The organism is Streptacidiphilus sp. P02-A3a (genome assembly GCF_014084105.1).
GTDB lineage: Bacteria > Actinomycetota > Actinomycetes > Streptomycetales > Streptomycetaceae > Streptacidiphilus.
In genome coordinates, this window is the sequence record NZ_CP048289.1 from 6,605,793 (window position 1) to 6,626,122 (window position 20,330).

Annotated in this window: 15 protein-coding genes; all 15 read right to left on the reverse strand. The window is 71.5% G+C overall.

Features of this window, described 5'->3' with window-relative positions:
• Nucleotides 1-10 precede the first annotated feature (10 nt).
• Nucleotides 11-1,534 (reverse strand): FMN-binding glutamate synthase family protein, encoded by a 1,524-nt coding sequence (locus tag GXP74_RS28080; RefSeq protein ID WP_182454029.1) that lies wholly within the window; start codon nucleotides 1,532-1,534, stop codon nucleotides 11-13.
• A gap of 194 nt (nucleotides 1,535-1,728) precedes the next feature.
• A complete protein-coding gene (locus GXP74_RS28085) occupies nucleotides 1,729-3,867 on the reverse strand; it encodes a hypothetical protein (RefSeq protein WP_182454030.1) in 2,139 nt (712 codons plus the stop codon).
• 244 nt (nucleotides 3,868-4,111) lie between these two features.
• Nucleotides 4,112-4,957, reverse strand: a complete 846-nt coding sequence (locus GXP74_RS28090) for a phosphate ABC transporter ATP-binding protein (RefSeq protein ID WP_182454031.1) — start codon at nucleotides 4,955-4,957, stop codon at nucleotides 4,112-4,114.
• A gap of 29 nt (nucleotides 4,958-4,986) precedes the next feature.
• Entirely contained in the window at nucleotides 4,987-5,970 is a 984-nt protein-coding gene (locus GXP74_RS28095; protein WP_182454032.1) for a class E sortase, read from the reverse strand.
• 3 nt (nucleotides 5,971-5,973) lie between these two features.
• Nucleotides 5,974-7,656: a substrate-binding domain-containing protein gene (locus GXP74_RS28100; RefSeq protein ID WP_182454033.1), complete on the reverse strand. Its 1,683-nt coding sequence runs from the start codon at nucleotides 7,654-7,656 to the stop codon at nucleotides 5,974-5,976.
• Nucleotides 7,643-8,893 (reverse strand): phosphate ABC transporter permease PstA, encoded by a 1,251-nt coding sequence (pstA, locus tag GXP74_RS28105; protein ID WP_182454034.1) that lies wholly within the window; start codon nucleotides 8,891-8,893, stop codon nucleotides 7,643-7,645. Before pstA ends, GXP74_RS28100 begins: the two co-directional genes overlap by 14 nt.
• A gap of 10 nt (nucleotides 8,894-8,903) precedes the next feature.
• On the reverse strand, nucleotides 8,904-9,962 hold the full coding sequence (pstC, locus tag GXP74_RS28110; protein ID WP_182454035.1) for a phosphate ABC transporter permease subunit PstC: 1,059 nt from the start codon (nucleotides 9,960-9,962) through the stop codon (nucleotides 8,904-8,906).
• Nucleotides 9,955-12,639 (reverse strand): hypothetical protein, encoded by a 2,685-nt coding sequence (locus GXP74_RS28115; protein ID WP_182454036.1) that lies wholly within the window; start codon nucleotides 12,637-12,639, stop codon nucleotides 9,955-9,957. The genes pstC and GXP74_RS28115 overlap by 8 nt, the downstream gene beginning before the upstream one ends.
• Nucleotides 12,640-12,788: 149 nt before the next feature.
• A complete protein-coding gene (locus tag GXP74_RS28120; protein WP_182454037.1) occupies nucleotides 12,789-13,370 on the reverse strand; it encodes a hypothetical protein in 582 nt (193 codons plus the stop codon).
• A 230-nt stretch (nucleotides 13,371-13,600) separates the two neighbouring features.
• Nucleotides 13,601-14,731: a hypothetical protein gene (locus tag GXP74_RS28125; protein ID WP_182454038.1), complete on the reverse strand. Its 1,131-nt coding sequence runs from the start codon at nucleotides 14,729-14,731 to the stop codon at nucleotides 13,601-13,603.
• 973 nt (nucleotides 14,732-15,704) lie between these two features.
• Nucleotides 15,705-16,961, reverse strand: coding sequence for an MFS transporter (locus GXP74_RS28130; RefSeq protein WP_182454039.1), 1,257 nt, complete (start codon nucleotides 16,959-16,961; stop codon nucleotides 15,705-15,707).
• An 81-nt stretch (nucleotides 16,962-17,042) separates the two neighbouring features.
• Nucleotides 17,043-17,726 carry a TauD/TfdA family dioxygenase gene (locus tag GXP74_RS28135; protein ID WP_182454040.1) on the reverse strand — a complete coding sequence of 228 codons (684 nt, stop codon included), beginning with the start codon at nucleotides 17,724-17,726 and terminating at the stop codon, nucleotides 17,043-17,045.
• An 11-nt stretch (nucleotides 17,727-17,737) separates the two neighbouring features.
• Nucleotides 17,738-18,841 (reverse strand): nitroreductase family protein, encoded by a 1,104-nt coding sequence (locus tag GXP74_RS28140; protein WP_182454041.1) that lies wholly within the window; start codon nucleotides 18,839-18,841, stop codon nucleotides 17,738-17,740.
• A complete protein-coding gene (locus GXP74_RS28145; RefSeq protein ID WP_182454042.1) occupies nucleotides 18,838-19,968 on the reverse strand; it encodes a SagB/ThcOx family dehydrogenase in 1,131 nt (376 codons plus the stop codon). The genes GXP74_RS28140 and GXP74_RS28145 overlap by 4 nt, the downstream gene beginning before the upstream one ends.
• 123 nt (nucleotides 19,969-20,091) lie before the next feature.
• Nucleotides 20,092-20,289: a hypothetical protein gene (locus GXP74_RS28150; protein ID WP_182454043.1), complete on the reverse strand. Its 198-nt coding sequence runs from the start codon at nucleotides 20,287-20,289 to the stop codon at nucleotides 20,092-20,094.
• Between the last annotated feature and the right edge of the window lie 41 nt (nucleotides 20,290-20,330).

The window sequence follows — 20,330 nt, forward strand, 5'->3', positions numbered from 1 at the left end:
GCCTCGCGGGCTACCGCCGCTCGGCGGTGACCAGCGCGGTGATCTCCTCGGCGAGGTGCGGGCCGAGCTCGCCCCAACCGTCCTTGTAGCCGTAGACCCCGGCCAGGGTGCGGGCCTCGTAGTCGCCGTTCATGATCTCGACGTCGTTGGGGGTGATCAGCCCCGGGTGGGCGACGCCGACGGCCGAGGAGACCTTCATCAGCTCCCGGCGCAGGGTGCGCAGGTAGACTGCGGCCCGGGTGGACTTCGAGGCCGGGTCCACGCCGCGGGCGAGCCACGGGTTCTGGGTCGCGATGCCGGTGGGGCACCGGTCGGTGTGGCACTTCTGCGACTGGATGCAGCCGATCGACAGCATCGCCTCACGGGCCACATTGACCATGTCGGCGCCCAGGGCGAAGGCGACCGCGGCGTTCTCCGGCAGGCCCAGCTTGCCGGAGCCGATGAAGGTGAGGTCGTCGGTCAGCCCCAGCTCGGCGAAGGTCCCGTAGACCCGGGAGAAGCCCATCCGGAACGGCAGCGCCACCGAGTCGGCGAAGATCCGGGGCGCCGCCCCGGTGCCGCCCTCGCCGCCGTCGACGGTCACGAAGTCGACACCTCGGTCGCCGGGCGCCATCAGCGTGCCCAGCTCCTGCCAGAAGCCCAGGTCCCCGACCGCGCTCTTGACCCCGACCGGCAGACCGGTCTCGGCGGCGAGCAGCTCGACGAAGTCGAGCATCGAGTCGACGTCGCCGAAGGCGGTGTGCCGCGACGGGGAGGCGCAGTCCTTCCCGGCCGTTATGCCGCGGATCCCGGCGATCTCCGGGGTCACCTTCGCGGCCGGCAGCATTCCGCCCAGCCCCGGCTTGGCGCCCTGGGAGAGCTTGATCTCGATCGCCCTGACCGGGGCGCTGGCGACCACCTCCTTGAGCCTGCCGAGGTCGAAGCTGCCGTCCTCGTTGCGGCAGCCGAAGTACGCCGTCCCGATCTGCAGTACCAGGTCACCGCCGCTGCGGTGGTACGACGAGAGACCGCCCTCACCGGTGTTGTGCATCGTGCCCGCGAGCGCCGCCCCCTGGTTGAGCGCCGTGATGGCCGCGCCGGAGAGCGATCCGAAGCTCATCGCCGAGATGTTCACCACACTCGCCGGCCGGAACGCCTTGACCCGTCCGCGCGGGCCGCCCAGCACCTTGGCCGAGGGCAGCGGTACCAGCGGGTCGTGCGCGTCGGGCATGGCACCGGCGAAGGTGCGCTGCTTCAGGTAGGCGTGGCCCTGGACGTGCTCGACGTCGATCTCGGTGCCGAACCCGGAGTAGTTGTTCTGCGCCTTCGCCGAGGCGTAGATCCAACTGCGCTGGTCGCGGCTGAACGGGCGCTCCTCCTCGTTGGAGGTGACGATGTACTGCCGCAGCTCCGGCCCGATCGTCTCCAGCAGGTACCGGGCGTGCCCGATCACCGGGAAGTTGCGCAGCAGCGCGTGCCGCTTCTGGACAAGGTCGCGAGCGGCGACCAGCGCCACTGCTGTCGCGGCGACCGCGCCGATCCTCCGGGCGTGCATGAACGTTCCTCCTAGAGGTACGCCTCCAGGCAGGGCGGTGGAGGTCGTCGAGGCGTGCGGGGCGACGGGCACGGCCCAGGGGTGTCAGCGTCCGCCGATGAATACCAGACGATAGTAGGAGGCCGCCCGGACCGACCGGTGCCCAGGGTGGGCCTCACCGCCTGCCCGCCGCCCGCCGCCCGCCGCCGCGGATGTCACCGCAGCGCGTCCCGCGCTCCCCCTGGCCGCGGGCGGGTCAGGATGTTCGGCTCGTAGACGACGTCGCGGATGGCGCCGGGGGTGGCCCGGCTCCAGGCGGTCAGCGCGGTCCGCAGCGGCTGGGAGGCCACGATGACGCGTACCGGCGTGCCCACCGCCTTGATCCCGGCTTCGAGCTCGGTCAGTTCGTGCCGCCGCTCGGCGGTCCACGCCGCGCCGTTCCGGCCGACGTCCGCCAGGTCCGCGGTGGCGTTCAGGCCGCGGTCCTGGTCGGTGGCCGAGCCGTAGATGACGGCGGACATGGTGCCGGCGTCGCGGTTCAGCACCGCCAGTTGCAGGCTGAGGTCCACGTTGCTGGAGGCGTCGCCGTAGACGACGGCGACGGTCGGGATCCCGTCCGCCAGCTGGTGCGCCGCGGCGAGGTTGCCCAGCGCGGGGATGTTGTCGGGCACCTGGCAGCAGGTGCTCATCCACACCGAGGCCCAGGTACTCGACCGGCCCACCGACCAGCTCGCCCCGGGGTTCGGGTCGCCGGCCGGGGTGGCGGGCCTGACCAGGTGCGCGGACCACCAGAAGCTGTGCGTGGCGACCACGGCCAGCGCGAACGCGGCGAGCCCGGCACCGAACCCGGCCAGGCCCCGGCGCGGCAGCACCGGTCGGCGCAGCAGGTGGCCGAAGCAGCCCGCGGTGACCATCATGATCACGACCCAGGCCTGGACGAACTTCTGGAAGTAGTAGTCGTCGGCGAGCGGTTGCCTGGCGTCGAGCAGGAACACCAGGACCGCCACCGCGCTCAGCAGCGTCGCGCAGAGACCGGCGACCGCCGACGGGCGGCGCCGGGCGGCGCGGGTGGCGAAGCCGAGCAGGCTAGCGGCCCCGGTCACGGTGAGCGGTATCCAGCTGAACAGGATGGTGAACCCGGTGGCCTGGGCGGCGGAGGTGTCGCTCAGCCCGGCCGCGTGGGCCGCGATGTACTCGCTCAGCGCCATCGGCAGCGTCACCACCGCGACCACGAGCAGCGGCTTCCAGTGCGGCAGCAGCCGTCGGCGGTGGACCGCCAGGGAGACCGCGACCATGATCGCGGCGAACGGCGCGAAGCCCTCGTAGGTCAGGCAGTTCGCGAGGAACAGCAGCGCCATCAGCGCCGCGTGGGTACGCCAGCCGGTCGGTGGCCGGAAGCAGACCGCGGCCAGCACCGCGAGCAGCGCCATACCGAGTACCTGGGGATCCCAGGTGCACCATATCGCGCTGGTGAACGACCCCACGGTGAGGTAGCCGGTGATCGCGGTGACCAGCAGGACCCGCTGCCAACCGGCCAGGAACGGACCGGCCGCCCAGCGTGCGGCCCAGGCGACGGCGGCCACGAAGAAGCCGTAGCCGAGGCTGACCCAGACGTTGTAGCGGTCCAGCTCGGCGACCGCGTTGCCGGGGTTGACGCTCGACCGCAGGAAGATGTCGCCGAGCGCGTAGAGGTAGTGCTGGCCGGGCGGGTAGACCGCGAGCATGCCCGGGTCCACCGCCCCCTTCACCTGGCCCTGCATCAGGAAGGTGTAGCCGCCGTGGCTGTGGATGGTGTCGAAGAGGCTGAAGTGGCGCAGCCGGTCACCGGTCATTCCGGCGAAGCCGAGCCGGTTGCCGACGCCGCCGCCGAGGCTCGGCCAGTAGGCGACCAGGGTCCCGGCGACCAGGCCCGCCAGCAGCACCACGTCGGTGCCGAGCATCCGGCGCGGCCAGGTGTGCCAGGGCGGCCGGGCGCCGAGCCAGAGGTAGGCGCCGACCAGCAGGGTGAGGCCGAGCCCGCCGACCGCCACCGGCTGCAGGCCCCAGGGCCACACCGAGAAGAGCAGTCCGCCCGCCATGGCCGCCCCGAACAGCAGCACGAGCGTGATCACGAGCCGGTCCACGATCGTGGCACCGGCCCGCACCAGACCGCCGGTGCCGAAGACGGCCAGCACCACCAGCAGCGGGTCGGTCCGGGTCAGCTGGGTGAGGAGCGGCACCACCCACGCCGCGGCGAACAGCGCGGCGACCAGCGGCGGCCGGGGACGACGGGCGCTGCGCGAGGCGGGGGTGCGGGTGGACCGGACGGCACGGGTGTCGGCTTGGAGCCGAGCACCCGTAGTCAGCGAACCCATGTGCGTACTCCTCACCAGCCCAGCGAATGCACCGGCGCGGCACCGGTCGAAGGTTAGAACCTACAGAAATCAGAGCTCACATGTTCTAGTCAAGCTCGTACGTTCTGTCCGACCGGCCGTGGAGCAGCTGCCACGGCGCACCGGCAGCGGGGCCGGGCCGACCGCGGGACGGCTCCCGGGTGCTGCCGCTGCGCTGTTTCGATGACCACCGCGCTGTCGCCCGCCGCCCTCCGGAGCAGCCCGCTCAGCCGAAGTGACCGTGGACGTAGTCGGCGGTGCGGGGATCGGCCGGTGCCTCGAAGATCTGCGTGGTGGGCCCCGACTCGACGATCCGGCCCGGCTGGTCCTCACCGGCCAGGAAGAACGCGCAGTGCTGGGAGACCCGGGCGGCCTGCTGCATGTTGTGGGTCACGATGACGATGGTGACCTGCTCGGCCAGTTCGCCGATGGTCTCCTCGATCCGCCGGGTCGAGGTGGGGTCGAGCGCGGAGCAGGGCTCGTCCATCAGCAGCACGTCCGGGCTGACCGCGAGCGAGCGGGCGATGCACAGCCGCTGCTGCTGGCCGCCGGACAGCGCGCCGCCGGGCGTGCGCAGGCGGCGCTGCACCTCGTTCCACAGCCCGGCCCGCTTCAGTGAGTTCTCGACCACCTCGTTCTTGTCCACGCCCTTGATCCCGGCGAGCTTCAGCCCGCTGGCGACGTTCTCGTAGATGGTCATCGCCGGGAAGGGGTTGGGCTTCTGGAACACCATCCCGATCCGCTTGCGCACCTCGGCCGGACGCACCCCCGGGTCGTAGATGTCGCCCTCGCCGAGCAGTACCTCGCCCGCGAGCGCGGCGCCGCGGACCATCTCGTGCATCCGGTTGAGGATCCGCAGATAGGTGGACTTGCCGCAGCCGGAGGGCCCGATCAGGGCCGTCACGCTGCCCGGGGCCATGGTCAGCGAGACCCGGTCGAGCACCTTGTGGTCGCCGAACCACGCGGAGACCGCCCGGGTCTCCAGCCCGGCCGGGCTGTCCCGGCGGACCGGCGCCCCGGCCTCCCGCGTCAGGTCGAGGTCGAGCGATGCCGTCTCGTTCAAAGCGCTCATGTCAGTGTCCTCTCGGGGTGAGTCCGGCATCAGTACAGGTTCGGCAGCAGCAGCGAGACGTTCTCGTACACGGTCCAGACCAGGGCGAGCACGACCGGGGCGGTGCACAGCGCGGCGCCCCAGCGCGACCAGTGGTAGCCGGCCAGGGAGCCGCCGAACGAGACCAGCAGCAGCGCCTGGGCCCAGAGCAGCAGCGGGAGCAGCGCCGCCGGGTTGCCGGCCAGCGGCTGTTCCGCCGGGCCGACCGCGGGCCAGGCCGTGGGCGTCGGCTGCGGAGCGCTCCACAGGTCGGCGCTGACCTGGGTCCACCCGGTCGGATAGCCGGAGCTGTTCCCGGTCTCCAGCAGCAGCCGGTTGGCGGTGGGGTCGGGCGCCGGGTGCGCGGTGGTGCCGAAGGACTCGACGGTGTACGTCGCGACGCCCTGGCCGGTGGTGACGGTGATCCGGTCGCCGCGGCGCAGTTCCATCAGCCGGGCGAACGGGCCGCCGTAGCTGACGTTGCGCCCGTAGACCGCGCTCACGCCGTACTGGCCGGGCAGCACGGTGGCGCGCAGGTGCCCGGGACCGTGGGTGAGGTCCTCGGCGCTGGTGCCCTCGACGACCACCAGGTCGCGCACGCCGATCGCGGGGATGTTCATGATCGCGACCGGCGCGCCCTCGGTGGTCGGTCCGGTCGGCGCGGTCGCCAGCGAGAGCTCCCCCGCGAAGGTCTTGTACAGCACCGACTGGGCGCGTTGCTCGCTGATCCCGGACAGGCCGTAGAGGTAGACGAAGAACCCCAGCATCAGGACCGAGAGCAGGGTGACCACCACGCCGATGCGCTGCACCAGGGGCCGCCGCCGGGGCGGCGCGGCCGGGCGGGCCGGGCGCCGCGGCTCGGGGCCGCGGCGACGGCGGATCCGGCGGCCGGTGGAGTTCCCGGCCCCGGAGCCGGACTCCCGCCCGGGCTCCGGCCCCGACTCGCTCCCGGGCCGGGTGTGGGTCGCCGATTCGAGGAGCTCTGGCTGCGCCACCGGTCAGCCCCGCTTCCGGCGACGCTGGACCCACGCACCGACGAACACCGGCGCGCAGACCGCGGCCAGGATTTCGAGCACGGTGAGCGCGGCGAGCAGCGACTCCTCGTCCGGCCGTCCGGCGACCATCACCGGCTCGGCGGCGATGGACTGCGGGGAGCCGCCGGAGCTGTCCGATCCGGCGCCGACCACTTGTCCGGTGTTCGGGTCGAAACTCGCTCGCGCCGAGGCTCCGCCGGTCCCCGTGTTGTTCGCGGAGGCCGGGTTCGCCGCGTTGGCGTTGCCCGCCCCGGCCGAGCCCGAACCCGAACCGGAACCCGAGCCGGAGCCGGAGCCCGACCCCGAGCCCGACCCGGATCCACCGGTGGACACCGCCTTGCCGCCGGAGACCGCGCAGTTCAGCGGCGCGCTGACGTAGTCGCAGGGACTGGGCATCGGTGCGCCGGTGATCAGGTGGTTGACGCCGTTGGAGTACGTCGGGTTGTTGCAGCCCATCAGCTGGGTGAGGTTCGGCGTCGCCACGTGCCCGGGCAGGTGGTCGACCTGCTGGAACCCGCCGACGACCAGGTTCTTCGGGAGCGGCGAGTAGCCGAGGTTGCCCGCGCTGTTCTGGGCGCCGCAGAGCACGTAGTTGAGCCAGGTGCTCAGGGTCACGCCCTTGGCCGTGGTCCAGGCCGGCGGTGGCTGGTTGTTCCGTCCGCCGCCGACGTCGCGCGGGATGATCAGGTAGCTGTAGCTGGACAGCGGATAGGTGCGCGGGTCACTGGACGTGTAGACGTTGTCGAGGTTCTGCATCAGGAAGTCGACGTCGTTCGGGTTCGAGTCGATCACGGCCGACTGGAGCGCGATCGCGACGTTCGACGCCGTCGGCAGCGTGTAGTAGCCGGCCGCGTTGAGCATCTTCACCGCGGGCAGGCCGTAGTCGAGCGCGTAGGCGTACTCGTCGTAGCCGATCGCGCCGTTGCTGATGGACGAGGACAGGAAGTTGGCCAACTGGTCCGAGCCGTCCTTCTGCACCGAGTTGGCGAAGCCGGGGTAGAACTCGGTGGGCCCGCAGGGGCTGGGGCCGCCGTGCGCGGAGCAGAACTGGTTCCACTGCGACGGGTACTCCTTGGAGAGCCACCGGGTGAACATGTAGCTGGCCCCGGAGCCGTCGGAGCGGGTGACCACCGTGATGGGCTGGTCGGGCAGTTTGGCTCCGTAGTCGCGGGTGATCCGCGAATCGTCCCAGTTGGTGATCGTGCCGGTGAAGATGTCGGCGATGGTCTGGCCGGACAACCGCAGGTTCTTCACCTTCTGCCCGCCGACGGTGAGGTTGTAGATGAACGTGGTCCCGCCCGCGACGACCGGGATGTACGAGTAGTTCCAGGTCGGCGTCTCGAATCCGGCGCCGAACGGGTCGCCCTGGGTGAGGAAGGCGATGTCGGAGCCGGCGAAGTCGTTCTGGTTCTCGATGTACTTCTCCCGCCCCTGGGCGGAGCCGTCACCGGTGTAGTTGATGGTGACGCCCTGGGACGCCATGTCCCGGGCCCACTGCTGGATCGCCGGCTGGGCCCAGGAGGAGCCGTCCCCGTCGAGCGGGACGTAGCTCGTGGCGGAGGCCGAGGTCACCGGGAGGGCGACCAGGGTGATCGCCGCGGCGATGAGGGCGATGAACAGTCGGAGCCGGAGTCTAAGCGGACTCATTCGTCTCCCCTTCCAGGTCGGCGGCGCTGCGGCCGGGACGGTGGCCGACGGGTGCGGCCGCGGCGTGCGCGAGCCGGTCCCGGGCGACCCGGCGTCGCTGACGCCGGCTCAGCTCCCCCGGTGCCCGGCCGCCGAGCACCCGGGCGACCGTGAAGAGCACGAGGACCAGCGCGATCAGTACCAGCGCGGCGCCGAAGGCCCGGACCCGCTGCACGTCGGCCGGTTCGCGCACGGTCTCGTAGATGTAGAGCGGCAGGCTGGTCTGCCAGCCGGAGAACGGGTTCGCGTTGACGTAGTCGGTGTATCCGGAGGTGAGCAGGACCGGCGCGGTCTCGCCGATGGCCCGCGCCATGCCCAGCACGATCGCCGTGGTCAGCCCGGACCGGGCGGTCGGCAGCACGACGCTCCACACGGTGCGCCACTGGCTCGCGCCGAGCGCGTAGGAGGCCTCCCGCAGCGTGCCGGGCACCAGCCGGAGCATCACCTCCGAGGAGCGCGCGACGAAGGGGATCATCATGATGGTGAGCGCCAGTGCCGCCGCGAAACCGCTCTGCCGCAGCCCGAAGGTGAGGATGAACAGCGCGAAGACGAACAGCCCGGCGATGATCTCGGGGAGCGAGGTCATCGCCTCGATCAGGGAGCGCACCGGGCGCGCCATCCGGCCGCCGACCTCCACCAGGAACAGCGCGGCGAGGATCCCGAGCGGGACGGCCGCGGCGGTCGCGATGCCCATCTGCTCCAGCGAGCCGATCAGCGCGTTGAGGATGCCGCCGTGGCCGAGCGAGGTGAGCGCGGTCGAGTTGAGCGAGTCCTGGGTGAAGAAGTTCAGGTGTCCGAGCGCGGTGTGGCCCTGGTAGGCCGTGTAGGCGACCTGGTCCACCACCACGAACACGATGAACACGCCGACCGCGGCCATGCACGCCGCGGCCAGCCGGTCGGCCACCGCCCGTGGGCCCCACACCAGCGCGGTCACCCCGGCGTAGAGCGCCAGGAACACGAGGAACGCGCTGACCCAGAACCCGAGGGCGCCGCTGGTCGGCAGCAGCCGCTCGTAGACCAGCCAGGTCAGGCCGAGGGCGCCCAGCCCCGAGCCGAGCAGCGCGCAGGCCCCGTCGAGGGTGACGGCGCGCCGCCTGATGCGCCGCTCGGGCTGCGGCCGCGCCGCGGGCTCGGCGGTGACCTTCGGCAGCGGCACCGTGGCCTCAAGGGCCGAGGCCGGGATCGTTTGCTCCGTCATGTCGGTCCTCCTAGTCGGCCGTCTGGGCGCCGGAGCGCGTGCGGGTGATGATGACGCCGGCCGCGGCGTTCACGGCCAGGGTGAACGCGAAGAGCACCAGCCCGGCGGCCATCAGCGCGGAGAGCATCTGCGGGGTGGACTCGGTATAGCGCAGCGCGATCAGAGCCGGGATCGACATGCCGCCGGTCTGTAGCGCGTGCCAGTTGAAGGTCCACACCGGGGAGATGATCAGGGAGACCGCGATCGTCTCGCCCATGGCCCGTCCGAAGCCGAGCATCACCGCGCCGATCATGCCGCCGCGGCCGTAGGGCAGGACGACGGTGCGGATCATCGCCCAGCGGCTGGCGCCGAGCGCGTAGGCCGCCTCCCGCTCGCCCTGCGGCGCCTGCGAGAACACCTCCCGGCAGAGCGAGGTGACGATCGGGATGACCATCAGCGAGACCACCAGGCCGGCGATGAACGGCGAGGAGGAGAAGGCGATCTTCGTCTGCTGGCCGATGATCCGGAAGGGCGGGAACACCGGTCCGACGTGGTCGGTCAGCCAGCGGGCGAACCCGAGCGCCTCCGGCTGGAAGAAGAACACGCCCCACAGCGCGTACACGATGCTGGGGATCGCGGCCATCAGGTCGACCAGCGCGATCAGCGGCCGTTTCAGCGCGGCCGGGGCGTACTCGGAGATGAACAGCGAGGCGACGACCGCGCAGGGCACGGCCACCACCAGCGCGATGACGGCGATCAGGATGCCGTTCGGCAGGATGGAGCCGATGCCGAAGCGGCCCTCACCGACCAGCCAGGTGCCGGTGCTGAAGAAGCTCCAACCGGCCTGGCGGTAGGAGCCCCAGGCGCGGACCACGAGGAAGGTGCCGATCAGCCCGGTGATCGCGAAGACCGCGATCCCGCCGCTGCGCAGCAGCCCCCGGAAGGCCCGGTCGGCCGCGCTGAGCTGCGCCGTGATGACCCGCGGGACCTCTGGCGGCTCGGTCTCGACCGTCGGGTGCTCGTCGTCCGCTCCGGCGCCGCCGGACGGCACCGGCAGCCCGAACGCGCCGGTCGGCGTGGTGTCAGCCATCGGTGCCGCCGGTGCTGCCGCCGGTGCCCTGGGCGGCTCCCCGCTTCCGGCGGCGCGGCAGCCGGAACCCGCCGGTGCCGTAGCCGTAGGCCAGCGGTCCGCCGATGCCGAGCAGGGCGCCCAGCGCCAGCGCGGAGACCAGGACGTAGTTGAAGTCGCCGCTGGTGTCCGCGGCCTTGTCGCCGAGGGCGATCGGGGTCGCCTGGCTCGTCGGCTGGCCACTGGCCGCCGGGCTGGTGGGACCGGCGGCCCGGCCGCCGGTCCCGGTTCCGGTTCCGGCCCCGCTACCGCTGCCGCCGCCGGTCCCGCTGCCGGAGAGGTCGTTCGCGGGCGCGGCGCCCGAGCCGGGCGAGCTCCCGCCGCCGGTGGTGGGCGGCTTCTGCCCGGAGACGGTGGTGTCCGGCGCCGTGCTCTTGCACGTCTGCCGCTGCACCGCCTGGGCCGCCGTCATGACCTGCGCCTGCTGGGCGTCGTCCAGCGCCAGGTAGCCGCCGAAGGACGGGATCTGGCTGAGGCCGACGCCGTAGGTCTGCGAGTTCGCGGTGTCCTGCAGGAAGGTCGAGATCGCTTCGGCCTTGGCCGAGGGCAGCCCGCAGGTCGGCACCATCGCGTACTGGACCTCGGTCAGCGGGTACGCGCCGGCCGCGGTGTCGGTGAAGTCCTGGTACTGGGTGACGCCGTCGGGGTTGGTCTTCATCGCGTTGACGGCCGCGGTCATCGAGTCGACCGTGGGGGCCTCGGCGTTCCCGGCCGGGTTGACCAGTTGCGCGGTCGGGAACCGGTAGGCCGACGCGGTGCCGGAGTCCAGGATCGCGAACAGCGCGCGCTGCGGGAACTGGTCGGCGCCGTCCTTGGCGTCGATGATGTTGCCGTGGCAGGTGGTCCACCCGTCCGTGGTGTTGCTGCACGAGGGGTAGAACTGGTCACCGCTCGGGGTCCAGCCGGCCAGCTCGGAGGCGACGTCGTCCAGGCCGGTCACCGGGTTCCAGGCCACCTGCATGGTGGACAGGAAGGGATTGGTGGTGGAGCCCAGCAGGCTCCGCTTCGGGGAGAAGCCGGGGTCGAGGACCTGGAACTGGTCGAGCGGATAGGTCTGCGACACTCCCTGCTCGTAGTACGCGTTGACGTGCATCCCCCACGGGTCCGGCTGGCCTTCCAGGAAGGCGCGCGCGTCCGGGTCGGCCTCGACCCACCGGGTGAGTTCGTAGGTCATGTCGCTGTTGCCGGCCAGCACGATCGGCAGGAAGTCACCGTTGTTGTCCAGGCCGTTGGTCTCGGTCTCGAAGTCGGCCTCCGAGTACTCCGGGTTGAGCTGGTAGAACTCGGGGTCGGTGAAGATGCTGACCGGGTTGCCCGAGACCTTCGGGTCGCACAGGTCCGACTGCGTGCTCTGGTCGGGTTGGCACTGGCCGAACTCCAGCGAGTACGACTCGGTGAGCAGCTTCGCCACCAGCCGCGCGTTGAGCTTGAGGTCGGTGATCGGTTCCTGGGTGACCTGGTTGTCCACGTAGTAGGCGATGGTGATCGAGGTGGTCACGATCGGCGCGTAGGTGAAGTGTCTCGACGATCCCGAGGTCAGCGCGCTGGAGGCGGGATCGGTCACCAGCGCCACGTCCGTGCTCGAACTCAGTGAACTGCCGCCGTCCAGGAAGCCGCTGCGGGCCTCGTCCTCGTTCACGCCCGAGTCGTAGTTGAAGTCGACCTTGCCCTGCGGGGCGGTGCACCAGCCCGGCTCCCACTGCCCCATGACCCGTTCCAGCATCGGTGAGCCCTGGGCCGAGAACGCGTAGTCGTTGGAGCCGCACAGCTGCTGCGAGGTCTTCGCGAAGGAGAGCGGGACGACGATGCGGTCGTTCCACATGCACGAGGTGTAGTCGCCGTACAGGGTCGACCCGTATCCGCCGTTGCCCGGCAGGTCCAGGCTGTGGTCCTCGCAGTTCGTCGGCTGCGCGTAGGTGTTGCCGCCCCACTGCGGCAGCACCGCGATCGAGCAGGGGTCGTTGCTGTCACAGCCGAGGTTGTTGTTCTGGATCCGCGTCTGGATCTGGATGTCGGTGTAGCCGGTGCCGCACACCGGGTCCGTGGGCACGTCCGAGCAGTCCGACGCCTGGGTGGTCGCACCGGCCTGGGTGTACGACTCGACGGCGTTGCCCGGCGCGCCCGAGGTGGAGGCTCCCACCTGGATCTCGTTGCACGCGTCCAGGCTCTGCGGGGCCGCGCCTTTGCACTCGACGACGAAGACCGGGTAGAACTCAAGCGACTGCCGGAAGCCGTTGGACAGGCCGGTGGCCTGGTCGCCGTTGCCCTCGTAGCCGGAAGGGGTGAAGTTCGACCAGGAGACGTGCACCATCTGGTTGCTCAGGTTGACCGTCTGGTCCACCGAGACCACCGGTTCGGCCGAGATCATGCCGCCGAGTTCCTGGTCGGCGTAGTTGTCCCAGGCGGTGTCACTGCCATAGGTACCGGTGCACCTGGTCCCGCCCTCGCCGGTCGGAACGCAGGTCGTGCCGTCGGTCGCCACCGCGGCGTGCACGGCGGCGGGCACCGCGGCCGGGGCGGCCGCACTCGCACCGGGCGCCGGGCCGAACCCCAGCAGCGCGGCCACCGCCGCGAGTAAGGCACCGGCGATCCGCAGCCGGGCGCCTGTCCGCCGTCGTGTTCCCGTTCGGCCCATCATCTCCACCGGATCTCCCCTTCACTGCTTTCTTCCTGCCGCCCCCTGTCGTCTCCGCGGGAGCACCGCGCGCCGGCGCCGGCCCGGCACAGGTTCGCTGTGCCGGACCGGCGCCGGGTCCTGTCCCGGCCCCGGGTACTCGGGTACCGCGCTCAGATCACCCAGGTCGCGCTGAACGAGCCGACGTCCTGGCCGCTCACGAAGGCGCTGGTGCCCAGGGCGCTGTTCAGGTACGCGGCACCGGCCGCGTCGAGCGTCAGCTCGCTGGCCGAGTACGCCTCGGTGGTGCCGGTGACGCTCCCGATCTGGGTACCGGCCAGGTCCACCAGCGGCACCTCCCCGCCGCTGGTCGCGGTCTCGCCGTCGAACTGGTCGTCACCGAAGTCGAAGAGCAGGCTGCTGAGCTCGACGGTCTTGCCCTTCAGGTCGAAGCCGCAGACCGCGCCGGAGTACGAGATGGTGCCGGCGTACGTGTTGATGTCCGCATCGCCGCCGGTCGCCGCGTAGGTCAGGGCCACCTGGCCGTTCGCGTAGCTGATGGAGCTGTAACCACTGGGCAGGAAACCGACGCCGTGCCCGGCCAGCGCCCCGAGGAAGGAGGCGTTGACGGAGAGGGTGACCGAGCCGCCGCTCACGGTCGCGGCGTTGGCGGTGCCCGTCATCAGGCCGGTCAGCGCTACCGCACTGACAAGGGCCACCGGCAGCGTGAGGGCACGCTTGGCAGAGATGCGCATGTCGTTCTGCTTCTCCTTGACTGGGAAGTGTTCGTCCACGCCGAGCCGACACGGACGGGTCGCCCCGGGGTCCGCGATCACACCGGGGGTGCTGCTTGAGGGTCCGCCCGCCGGAAAACCTGTCGCCCCGGGCGTCTGGGACCGGAGGTCCCGGTGCGCCGGGCGCACCGGGACCTCCGGGTTGCCCGGGTCGCGGGCCGGACCGGCCCGCGACCCGGGCGAGGGATGTCCTACTGGCCGGTCAGGGCACCGCAGTTGGCGGCGGTGGCGAAGCCGTAGTTCTTGATGTCGGTCGCGGCGGTGGTGCCGCAGATCCAGCCGGTGCTGTTGCCCTGGCCGAGGAGCTTGGTCAGGTCGATCGGGCTGGTCGGGACCTTCGGCGCCGACGCGGTACCGGCGTTGAGGGTGACCAGGTACAGGCCCCGGATGTAGGCGGCCGGGAAGGCGCCCAGACCGGCGGTGTTGATCGTGTTCGAGGAGGTCAGCGGCGCCTTGCTGTCGATGTCGTTCAGCACCAGGGTGCCGACGTTGTCCGGGCTGGTCTTCGTGTAGGCCTGGCTGACGTAGCTGCCGCCGGAGAAGATGCCCAGGGTGTCCTTGTACCCGGTCGGGTTGCCGGTCGCGGTGTACACCGCGTTGGTGCCCTCGTTCTCCTCGATCGGGTTGCCGTTGTAGGTGCCGTTGTCCACGCAGGTGCCGGGAGAGGCCACGTTGATGTCGGCCAGCCAGGTCGCCAGCGTGCCGGAACCGGCCTGCGGCAGCACCGGGATGATCGCGTCGGTGCTGGTGCCGCCGACCTCGTTCCAGGTCACCGGGCCGCTGTAGGTGGACTTGATCAGCGACGCGTTGCACGAGAAGATCGCGGTCAGGTCGGCGTCGGAGAGGTTGCTGACGCCGTTGCCACCCGTGTTGGTCGCGTAGGTGATCAGGTCCTTGGCGAACAGCACCGAGGCGAGGCCGGTTCCGTCACTGGTCTTGAGCGTCCGCGAGGAGCGGGCCAGGTCGACACAGTAGTCGGTGCCGTTGGTGGCCTTGAGCTTGGCCTGGAGCTGCGTGATGCCCGGGCCGGAGCCGTTCGGGCGGGTGATGGAGCAGTTGGCGTCGTTCTTGCTGCTGATGGTGCCGTTCGCAACGCCGGTGGTGGGGTCGACCGCGTTCCAGCTGTAGAACGGGTTCGTCGGGCTCGTCGAGTTGTAGTCCGTCGAGAACTGGTTGCCGAGGAACTGGGTGGTGTCCGAACCCACCGCGACGATCGAGGTCACCGCCGGCGAGGAGGACGGGTCGGCCAGAGCCGCACCCGCTCCCGCGGCCAGGGTGGCCACGGCCAGCGACGTGATGATGACAGAGCGAAGAGCGCGCACGCGACTTCTCCTTAAACACAGCTTCCGTGCATGGCTGTCGGGAGGCTCCGTTGCCGCGGAGCGGACCCGAATCGGTGTGTACGCCGACGGCGGTGAGTCTTGCGCCGGAAAGCGACTTCGATCACCTCGATAGATGATGCAACCATGAACAATGCTAGCCCTGATGTCTTTGGCCCCAGGGATAACTCACATGCCATTATCAAAAAGTGATGACAAGTCAGTTGAATGGCGGCGGCGACCACCGCCCCCGGGAACCGGGTTGACCAGGCAGGACGCACCGTCCACCAGCAGTGCCGCGGCCTCCGGGCCGCCGCCGACCCCCCGGGGGCGCCATCGGTTCGTCGCCCACGGTCGCCGATGGTCCCCCAAGTCACGTTACACTATAGAGACTTGACGACGTGTCAGTATATTTCGGCGGGTCGGCCCGCACCCCTGACCACACCCCGGGCCGCGGCCTCGGGACCGCACCCGGCATTCGGTCGACGGGCACGGGACGTCGCGGCGTAGATCGCGTACGCCATCGATATACCCGACGCCGTATCAACAGGCTTGACATGTACACAGTTTGACCCGCAGGGCCCCGTCGTTCGGCTACGTACTGCGCCCGCACCGGGAAGCCGCACCGGGAAGCCGGATACGGACGTTGCTTTCCGGGTCTTGACTCCGGGCCGGATGAATGCCGTGCCGCTGAGTGGACGCGGACGACCACGCGCCGAACCGACACCCGCCCAGCTACGGTGAGTAGCTACCGGGGACCGCGGCCGACCCCGCCGCCGCCACCAGTCGTACCCGCACACCCGGCATAGCCGCAGCTCAGACCGGCACCAGGGCTCCAGGTTCATGGTCACAGGCTGCACCGGTATCATAACCGGCGGGTGCACGCACGCGACTTCTCCTTAGTACAGTGTTCCGTGCGATGCACTGCTTTACCGGCCCGTCCTGTTGCCGCAGGGCGGGCCGGATTACTTTCGGGTCAGTACGTGCCGGCAGCCGGACTGCCGCTGGTGCTGTCGGCCGACCGGGCGTGCCCCACCGCAAGGCCGCCGCACAGAGCCATCGTCAGCACCCCCGCGACCAGGAGCGCCGACCGGGGGCCGTACCAACCGGCGCAACTGCCGATGAGCAGTGCCCCGACCAGTCCGCTGCCGTAGAAGGCCGACGTCTGGACGGAGAGCACGCGGCCCCGCACCTCCGGGGCGGAGCGCAGTTGCAGGCAGACGGCGGCGGTGGTGGTGAAGAACATGGACGCGGCCCCGGCGGGCACCATCAGCAGCACGAACACCGGGTAGTCCGGGGCCAGTCCGGACACCGCGCCGGTCAGTCCGGTGGCCGCGGCCGCGGCGAGGACGGTGCGGGCGCCCGGGTCCGTCCACTGTCCGGCGAGCAGCGCGCCCAGCAGGCACCCGATGGTCACCGCCGTCGGCAGCAGCGCGAATCCGGTGGCCGACAGGTGGAAGACCCGGGTCGCCATCAGCGTGTTGGTCACGGTGAACTGGACCCCGACCGAGCCCACCACCGCCGACGCGGCGACGGTGAGCGTCAGATCGGGGCTGCGCCGCACCTCGCGCAGCCCGGGGCCGAGGCCGCCGACCCTGGCCGAGGTCGCGGTGTGCTTCGGGGCGGGGATGGTGAGCAGCACCCCGACCACGAACAGGAAGGTCACCGCGTCCACCGCGAAGATCCAACCGACCTGGGCCCAGCCGACGATCAGCCCCGCGACCAGCGGTCCGAGCACCTGGCCGATGTTGAGCAGCGCGGTGTACAGCCCCAGCGCCCGGGACAGCTTGGTCTCACCCACCAGATCGGTCAGGAACCGCTGCCGCGCCGGGTTGTCGGCCACGGTCACCAGTCCGGAGGCGAGGGTGAGCAGGTAGATCTCCCAGATCCGCGCCATGCCGAGGAACGCCAGGGCGGCGAGGGCCGAACTCACCGCCGCCTGGGTGCTCTGCGTGGTCAGCAGGATCCGTCGGCGCGGCCAGCGGTCGGCGATCCAGCCGCCGTAGCCGCTGAACAGCAGCAGCGGACCGAGCTGGAAGGCCGCCAGCAGTCCGATCAGGGTGCCGTTGCTGCCGGTCGTCGCCGCCAGCAGCCACGCCTGGGCGACCTTGGACATGGCGTTGCCGACGCTGGAGACGAGCTGCCCGACCGCGAGGTGCCGGAAGCCGCGCATCCGCAGCGGCGCGAGGAAGCCCGGGCCCCCGGTGTCCGTGGCGGCAGGGGGTGCATGCATGAGTTCCTCGTCGGGTGCGGAAAGGTCGGGTGCGGAAAGGCCAGGTGCGGAAAGGCCGGGTGCGGAGCGGAGTTGTTCGGTTCAGGCGGCGCTGTCGAACCAGAGTCGGCGGATCACCCGGCGCCCGGTGAACGGGCGGCGTCGGTGCAGCACGGTCCAGTTGTCCACCAGCAGGCACTCCCCCGGCCGCAGCTCCCCGGCGAAGCCGGCACCGGCGGACGCGGCCCGCACCGCCGCGTGGGCCGCCTCCAGCTCGGCGGGGGGACCCGCGGCCCGCATCCTGTCCTTCCGGTAGCGGATCCGTCGGCCGACGCCGTCCCCCGGCAGCTCTTCGAGGACCGGTGCGACCCGGTGGCCCTCCGGGGTGAGGTAGGCGGCGGGGACCGACAGCGCCGCCGCCTCGACCAGCTCGACCGGCAACAGGTCCAGACCGCCGCCGCCGTCGGCCTCCAGTACCGCGATGACCATCCAGCGCGGCGGTACCGGCAGGAAGGTGGCGTCCGTGTGGAACCAGAAGTCCCCCTGCTCCGCCACCAGTTGGGCGTTTCCGTCGCCGGGCATGCCGATGGTGACGTCACGCAGCAGCCGGGCGCCCCCGGTGAGCTCGTCGACGGCGGCCAGCAGGCCGGTCGTCCCGGCGGCGAAGCGCACCGCGCGGACCCCCGCCCCGGTCCCGGTCGGCAGCACCGGGACCGGGGTCAGGGCCGGGGCCGGGGTCAGGGTCGGGGCCGGGGCCGGGGCCGGGCTCGGCTGCTGCTCGGTCACGCGCCGCGCCGTCACCCGGGGTACCCGAGCTTCAGGTAGTACATCGCGTCCGCGTCGCTGCCGACCTGGTCCAGCCCCAGCAGCGACGCCGCCCGGCTCTCGGCGACCGCGGGGGTCAGCCATCCGGCGAGGCCCAGCTGGTACCCGGCCTGGAGCAGCTCCTGCCCGAACTCCCCGATCTGGATCAGGAGGTTGAGGTAGGCCCGGGAGTGCCGGTACAGCCACTGGTAGCGGTCCCACTGCACGACGACGAAGACGCTCGCGCCGCCGCCGCCGATCCAGTTCTGCCCCTGGATGGTGCTCGCCAGCTCCTCGTCACTCGGATCCCCGCCGGTGGCCAGCAGCGTGTTGCGGGCCGGGTCGTACTGGTAGATCCCGCGCGGCACGCCCTCGACCCCCTGCACCGCCACGTACACGTGCAGCCAGGTGTAGAAGGAGTTGAGCAGGTAGTACGGGTCGCCGGACGCCTTGGACCGCTCGGCCAGCCGGACGTTGGCGGTGGCGTGGTGGAGCACCGCGCCCAGCGTCCCGGCGGTGACCGGGGTGGCGGCGAACTTGCGCACGCTGCGCCTGGCCAGCATCGAGTCCAGGCTGTAGGTGATCGGCTGCTCCGGTACCGGGAGCGGGAACTCGGCGACCGGGTCGACCCGGAAGCGCTCCGGATAGCCCGCCTCGGCCTGGAAGTCCGCGATCTGGCCGCGTCGGAAGGCGGACAGCTCACTCAGCTTCGCGTCCTCGCTGACCGGTTCGACGTAGCGGAGGTCCTGCTGCGAGTAGAGCAGGTAGGCCGCCCGGGACCAGCGGTTGGACTCCCAGCGGAACATGTCCCTGGTGGCGTCCGCGTCGGCGTCCACCACCAGGCCCGAGCCGAGCGCCTGCGCGCACTCCGCCGGGGTGAAGCCCGCGGCCGCGCTCGCCTCGGCGGTGCGCGGTTCGAGGTGGAAGTGCAGCAGCTCCCAGGCCCGCGCGCCGACGGATCGCAGCCGCTCGCGGCGGGCGAGCCCCAGCGCGCACTGTTGGCCGTCGCGCTGCTCGTGGGCGAAGAACAGCGGGGAGGTGACCAGCCTGGTGGGCCGGGTGCGGTCCGGGGCGGTCGGGTCTGCGGTCGTGGTCATACCAGCGTCCCGAGGAAGAGAGGGGTCAGCCGCTCGACGTTGATGCCCAGCAGTGCGGCGATCTGCCGGTCGTGGAACTTCTGGTAGGTGTAGCCGCCGACGCCGAGCCGCTGGATCACCGTCCGGTACGCCATCAGGGCGTGGCCGATGTCGATGAACGGGGCCCGGGCGGAACGGGCGTCCCGGTAGCGCCACATGGCCCGCTCCACCAGCGAGCAGAACACGATCAGCCCGAACGGGCCCTCCCGGTACTTGTCGAACAGGTCGAAGCTCGCGGCCCGGAACTCGGCCGAGTGGTCGCCGCCGCGCAGTAGGTCGAGCCGGTGGTGCTCGACGTTGTAGTGGTAGGTGCCCGGCTCCAGCGGGCCCCCGGGGAACAGCGCCACGAAGGCCTCGGTGGGGTGCCGGGCGCCACCGGACGGGACGGCTTTGCGCAGGAAGTCGCCCTGGACCGCGAACGGCCGCCTGGTCCGCTCACCGAAGCAGACGTCGAGGAGCAGCGCCAGGCCCTCGGTCCCGCGGCGCTGCTCGGGTGTCAGGGCGGCGAGCAGGGCGTCGGCCGACTCGCCCTCCGCGATCTTGCGCAGCGGGATCGCGGGTCGCGGCCCGGCGGGTTCGGCCGGTTCGGCGGGTTGGGCCGTGGTCGGCAGGTCCAGCGTGAGCGCGGGCGGCAGGCTGCGTCCGATGTACTCCTCCATCCGGGCGTCGTCCGCGGCGAAGGCCCCCTCCTGGTCCATCTGGAGGAAGGGGTAGTCCCGGGTCGAGGAGTGGTAGCGGTAGGCCTCGTCCCAGTCGAAGGAGCGCCAGGCGGCCGCCTGCGCGGGCACGTCGCCGACCGGTACCAGCAGCCCCTCCTCGCTCAGCGCGGACCACAGCGCGTCGGTGATCGGCCGCAGGCTCTCCTGCGCCGCCCAGCGGGCGGTGATCTCCGCCCGGGTGCCCCGGTCCGGCAGCAGGGTGATGGCCAGCGAGACCCGTGGGTCGCGCAGGACCAGCGGGGGCCGCGCCGAGGCGGTCTCGGCCACCATGACCCGGGCGGCGCCCTCGGTCGGCGCCAGCGGGTAGACGAGCAGTTCGGGATGCGGTGCGTAGGACTGGTCTGCGCCCGGCGGCGCCTCGATGGTCATGCGGTGGCGGACCTCCTTCGTCGGATCGGGCTGGGTCGGGGGGAGTGGGGGTCTGTGGCGTGGCTCCGGGACGGGGGTGGCCCGGGCCGGCACCGGACGGTGGGGCCGGCCCGGGCCGGTCGTTCAGCGGGTGGCGCCGTGCTCGGTGTAGACGCCCGGGTCGTTGCCGTTCTGGATGAGCGCGGCACGGACCGCGCCCTCCGGCGCCCGCTCGACCAGTGCGGCGCCGTGCTCGGTGTAGACGCCCGGGTCGTTGCCGTTCTGGATCAGGGCGGCGCGGACCGCGCCCTCCGGGGCCCGCTCAACGAGGGTTTCGGACATTGCTGTTCCTCTCCGGGATGGGATGGGTGAGCCGTCCCGCA

Coding starts and splice junctions, on each gene's coding strand:
- GXP74_RS28130 (WP_182454039.1), bottom strand. CDS start 16,961: ATGCATGCACCCCCTGCCGCCACGGACACCGGGGGCCCGGGCTTCCTC.
- pstC (WP_182454035.1), bottom strand. CDS start 9,962: ATGGCTGACACCACGCCGACCGGCGCGTTCGGGCTGCCGGTGCCGTCC.
- GXP74_RS28150 (WP_182454043.1), bottom strand. CDS start 20,289: ATGTCCGAAACCCTCGTTGAGCGGGCCCCGGAGGGCGCGGTCCGCGCC.
- GXP74_RS28100 (WP_182454033.1), bottom strand. CDS start 7,656: ATGAGTCCGCTTAGACTCCGGCTCCGACTGTTCATCGCCCTCATCGCC.
- GXP74_RS28090 (WP_182454031.1), bottom strand. CDS start 4,957: ATGAGCGCTTTGAACGAGACGGCATCGCTCGACCTCGACCTGACGCGG.
- GXP74_RS28145 (WP_182454042.1), bottom strand. CDS start 19,968: ATGACCATCGAGGCGCCGCCGGGCGCAGACCAGTCCTACGCACCGCAT.
- pstA (WP_182454034.1), bottom strand. CDS start 8,893: ATGACGGAGCAAACGATCCCGGCCTCGGCCCTTGAGGCCACGGTGCCG.
- GXP74_RS28140 (WP_182454041.1), bottom strand. CDS start 18,841: ATGACCACGACCGCAGACCCGACCGCCCCGGACCGCACCCGGCCCACC.
- GXP74_RS28085 (WP_182454030.1), bottom strand. CDS start 3,867: ATGGGTTCGCTGACTACGGGTGCTCGGCTCCAAGCCGACACCCGTGCC.
- GXP74_RS28120 (WP_182454037.1), bottom strand. CDS start 13,370: ATGCGCATCTCTGCCAAGCGTGCCCTCACGCTGCCGGTGGCCCTTGTC.
- GXP74_RS28080 (WP_182454029.1), bottom strand. CDS start 1,534: ATGCACGCCCGGAGGATCGGCGCGGTCGCCGCGACAGCAGTGGCGCTG.
- GXP74_RS28115 (WP_182454036.1), bottom strand. CDS start 12,639: ATGATGGGCCGAACGGGAACACGACGGCGGACAGGCGCCCGGCTGCGG.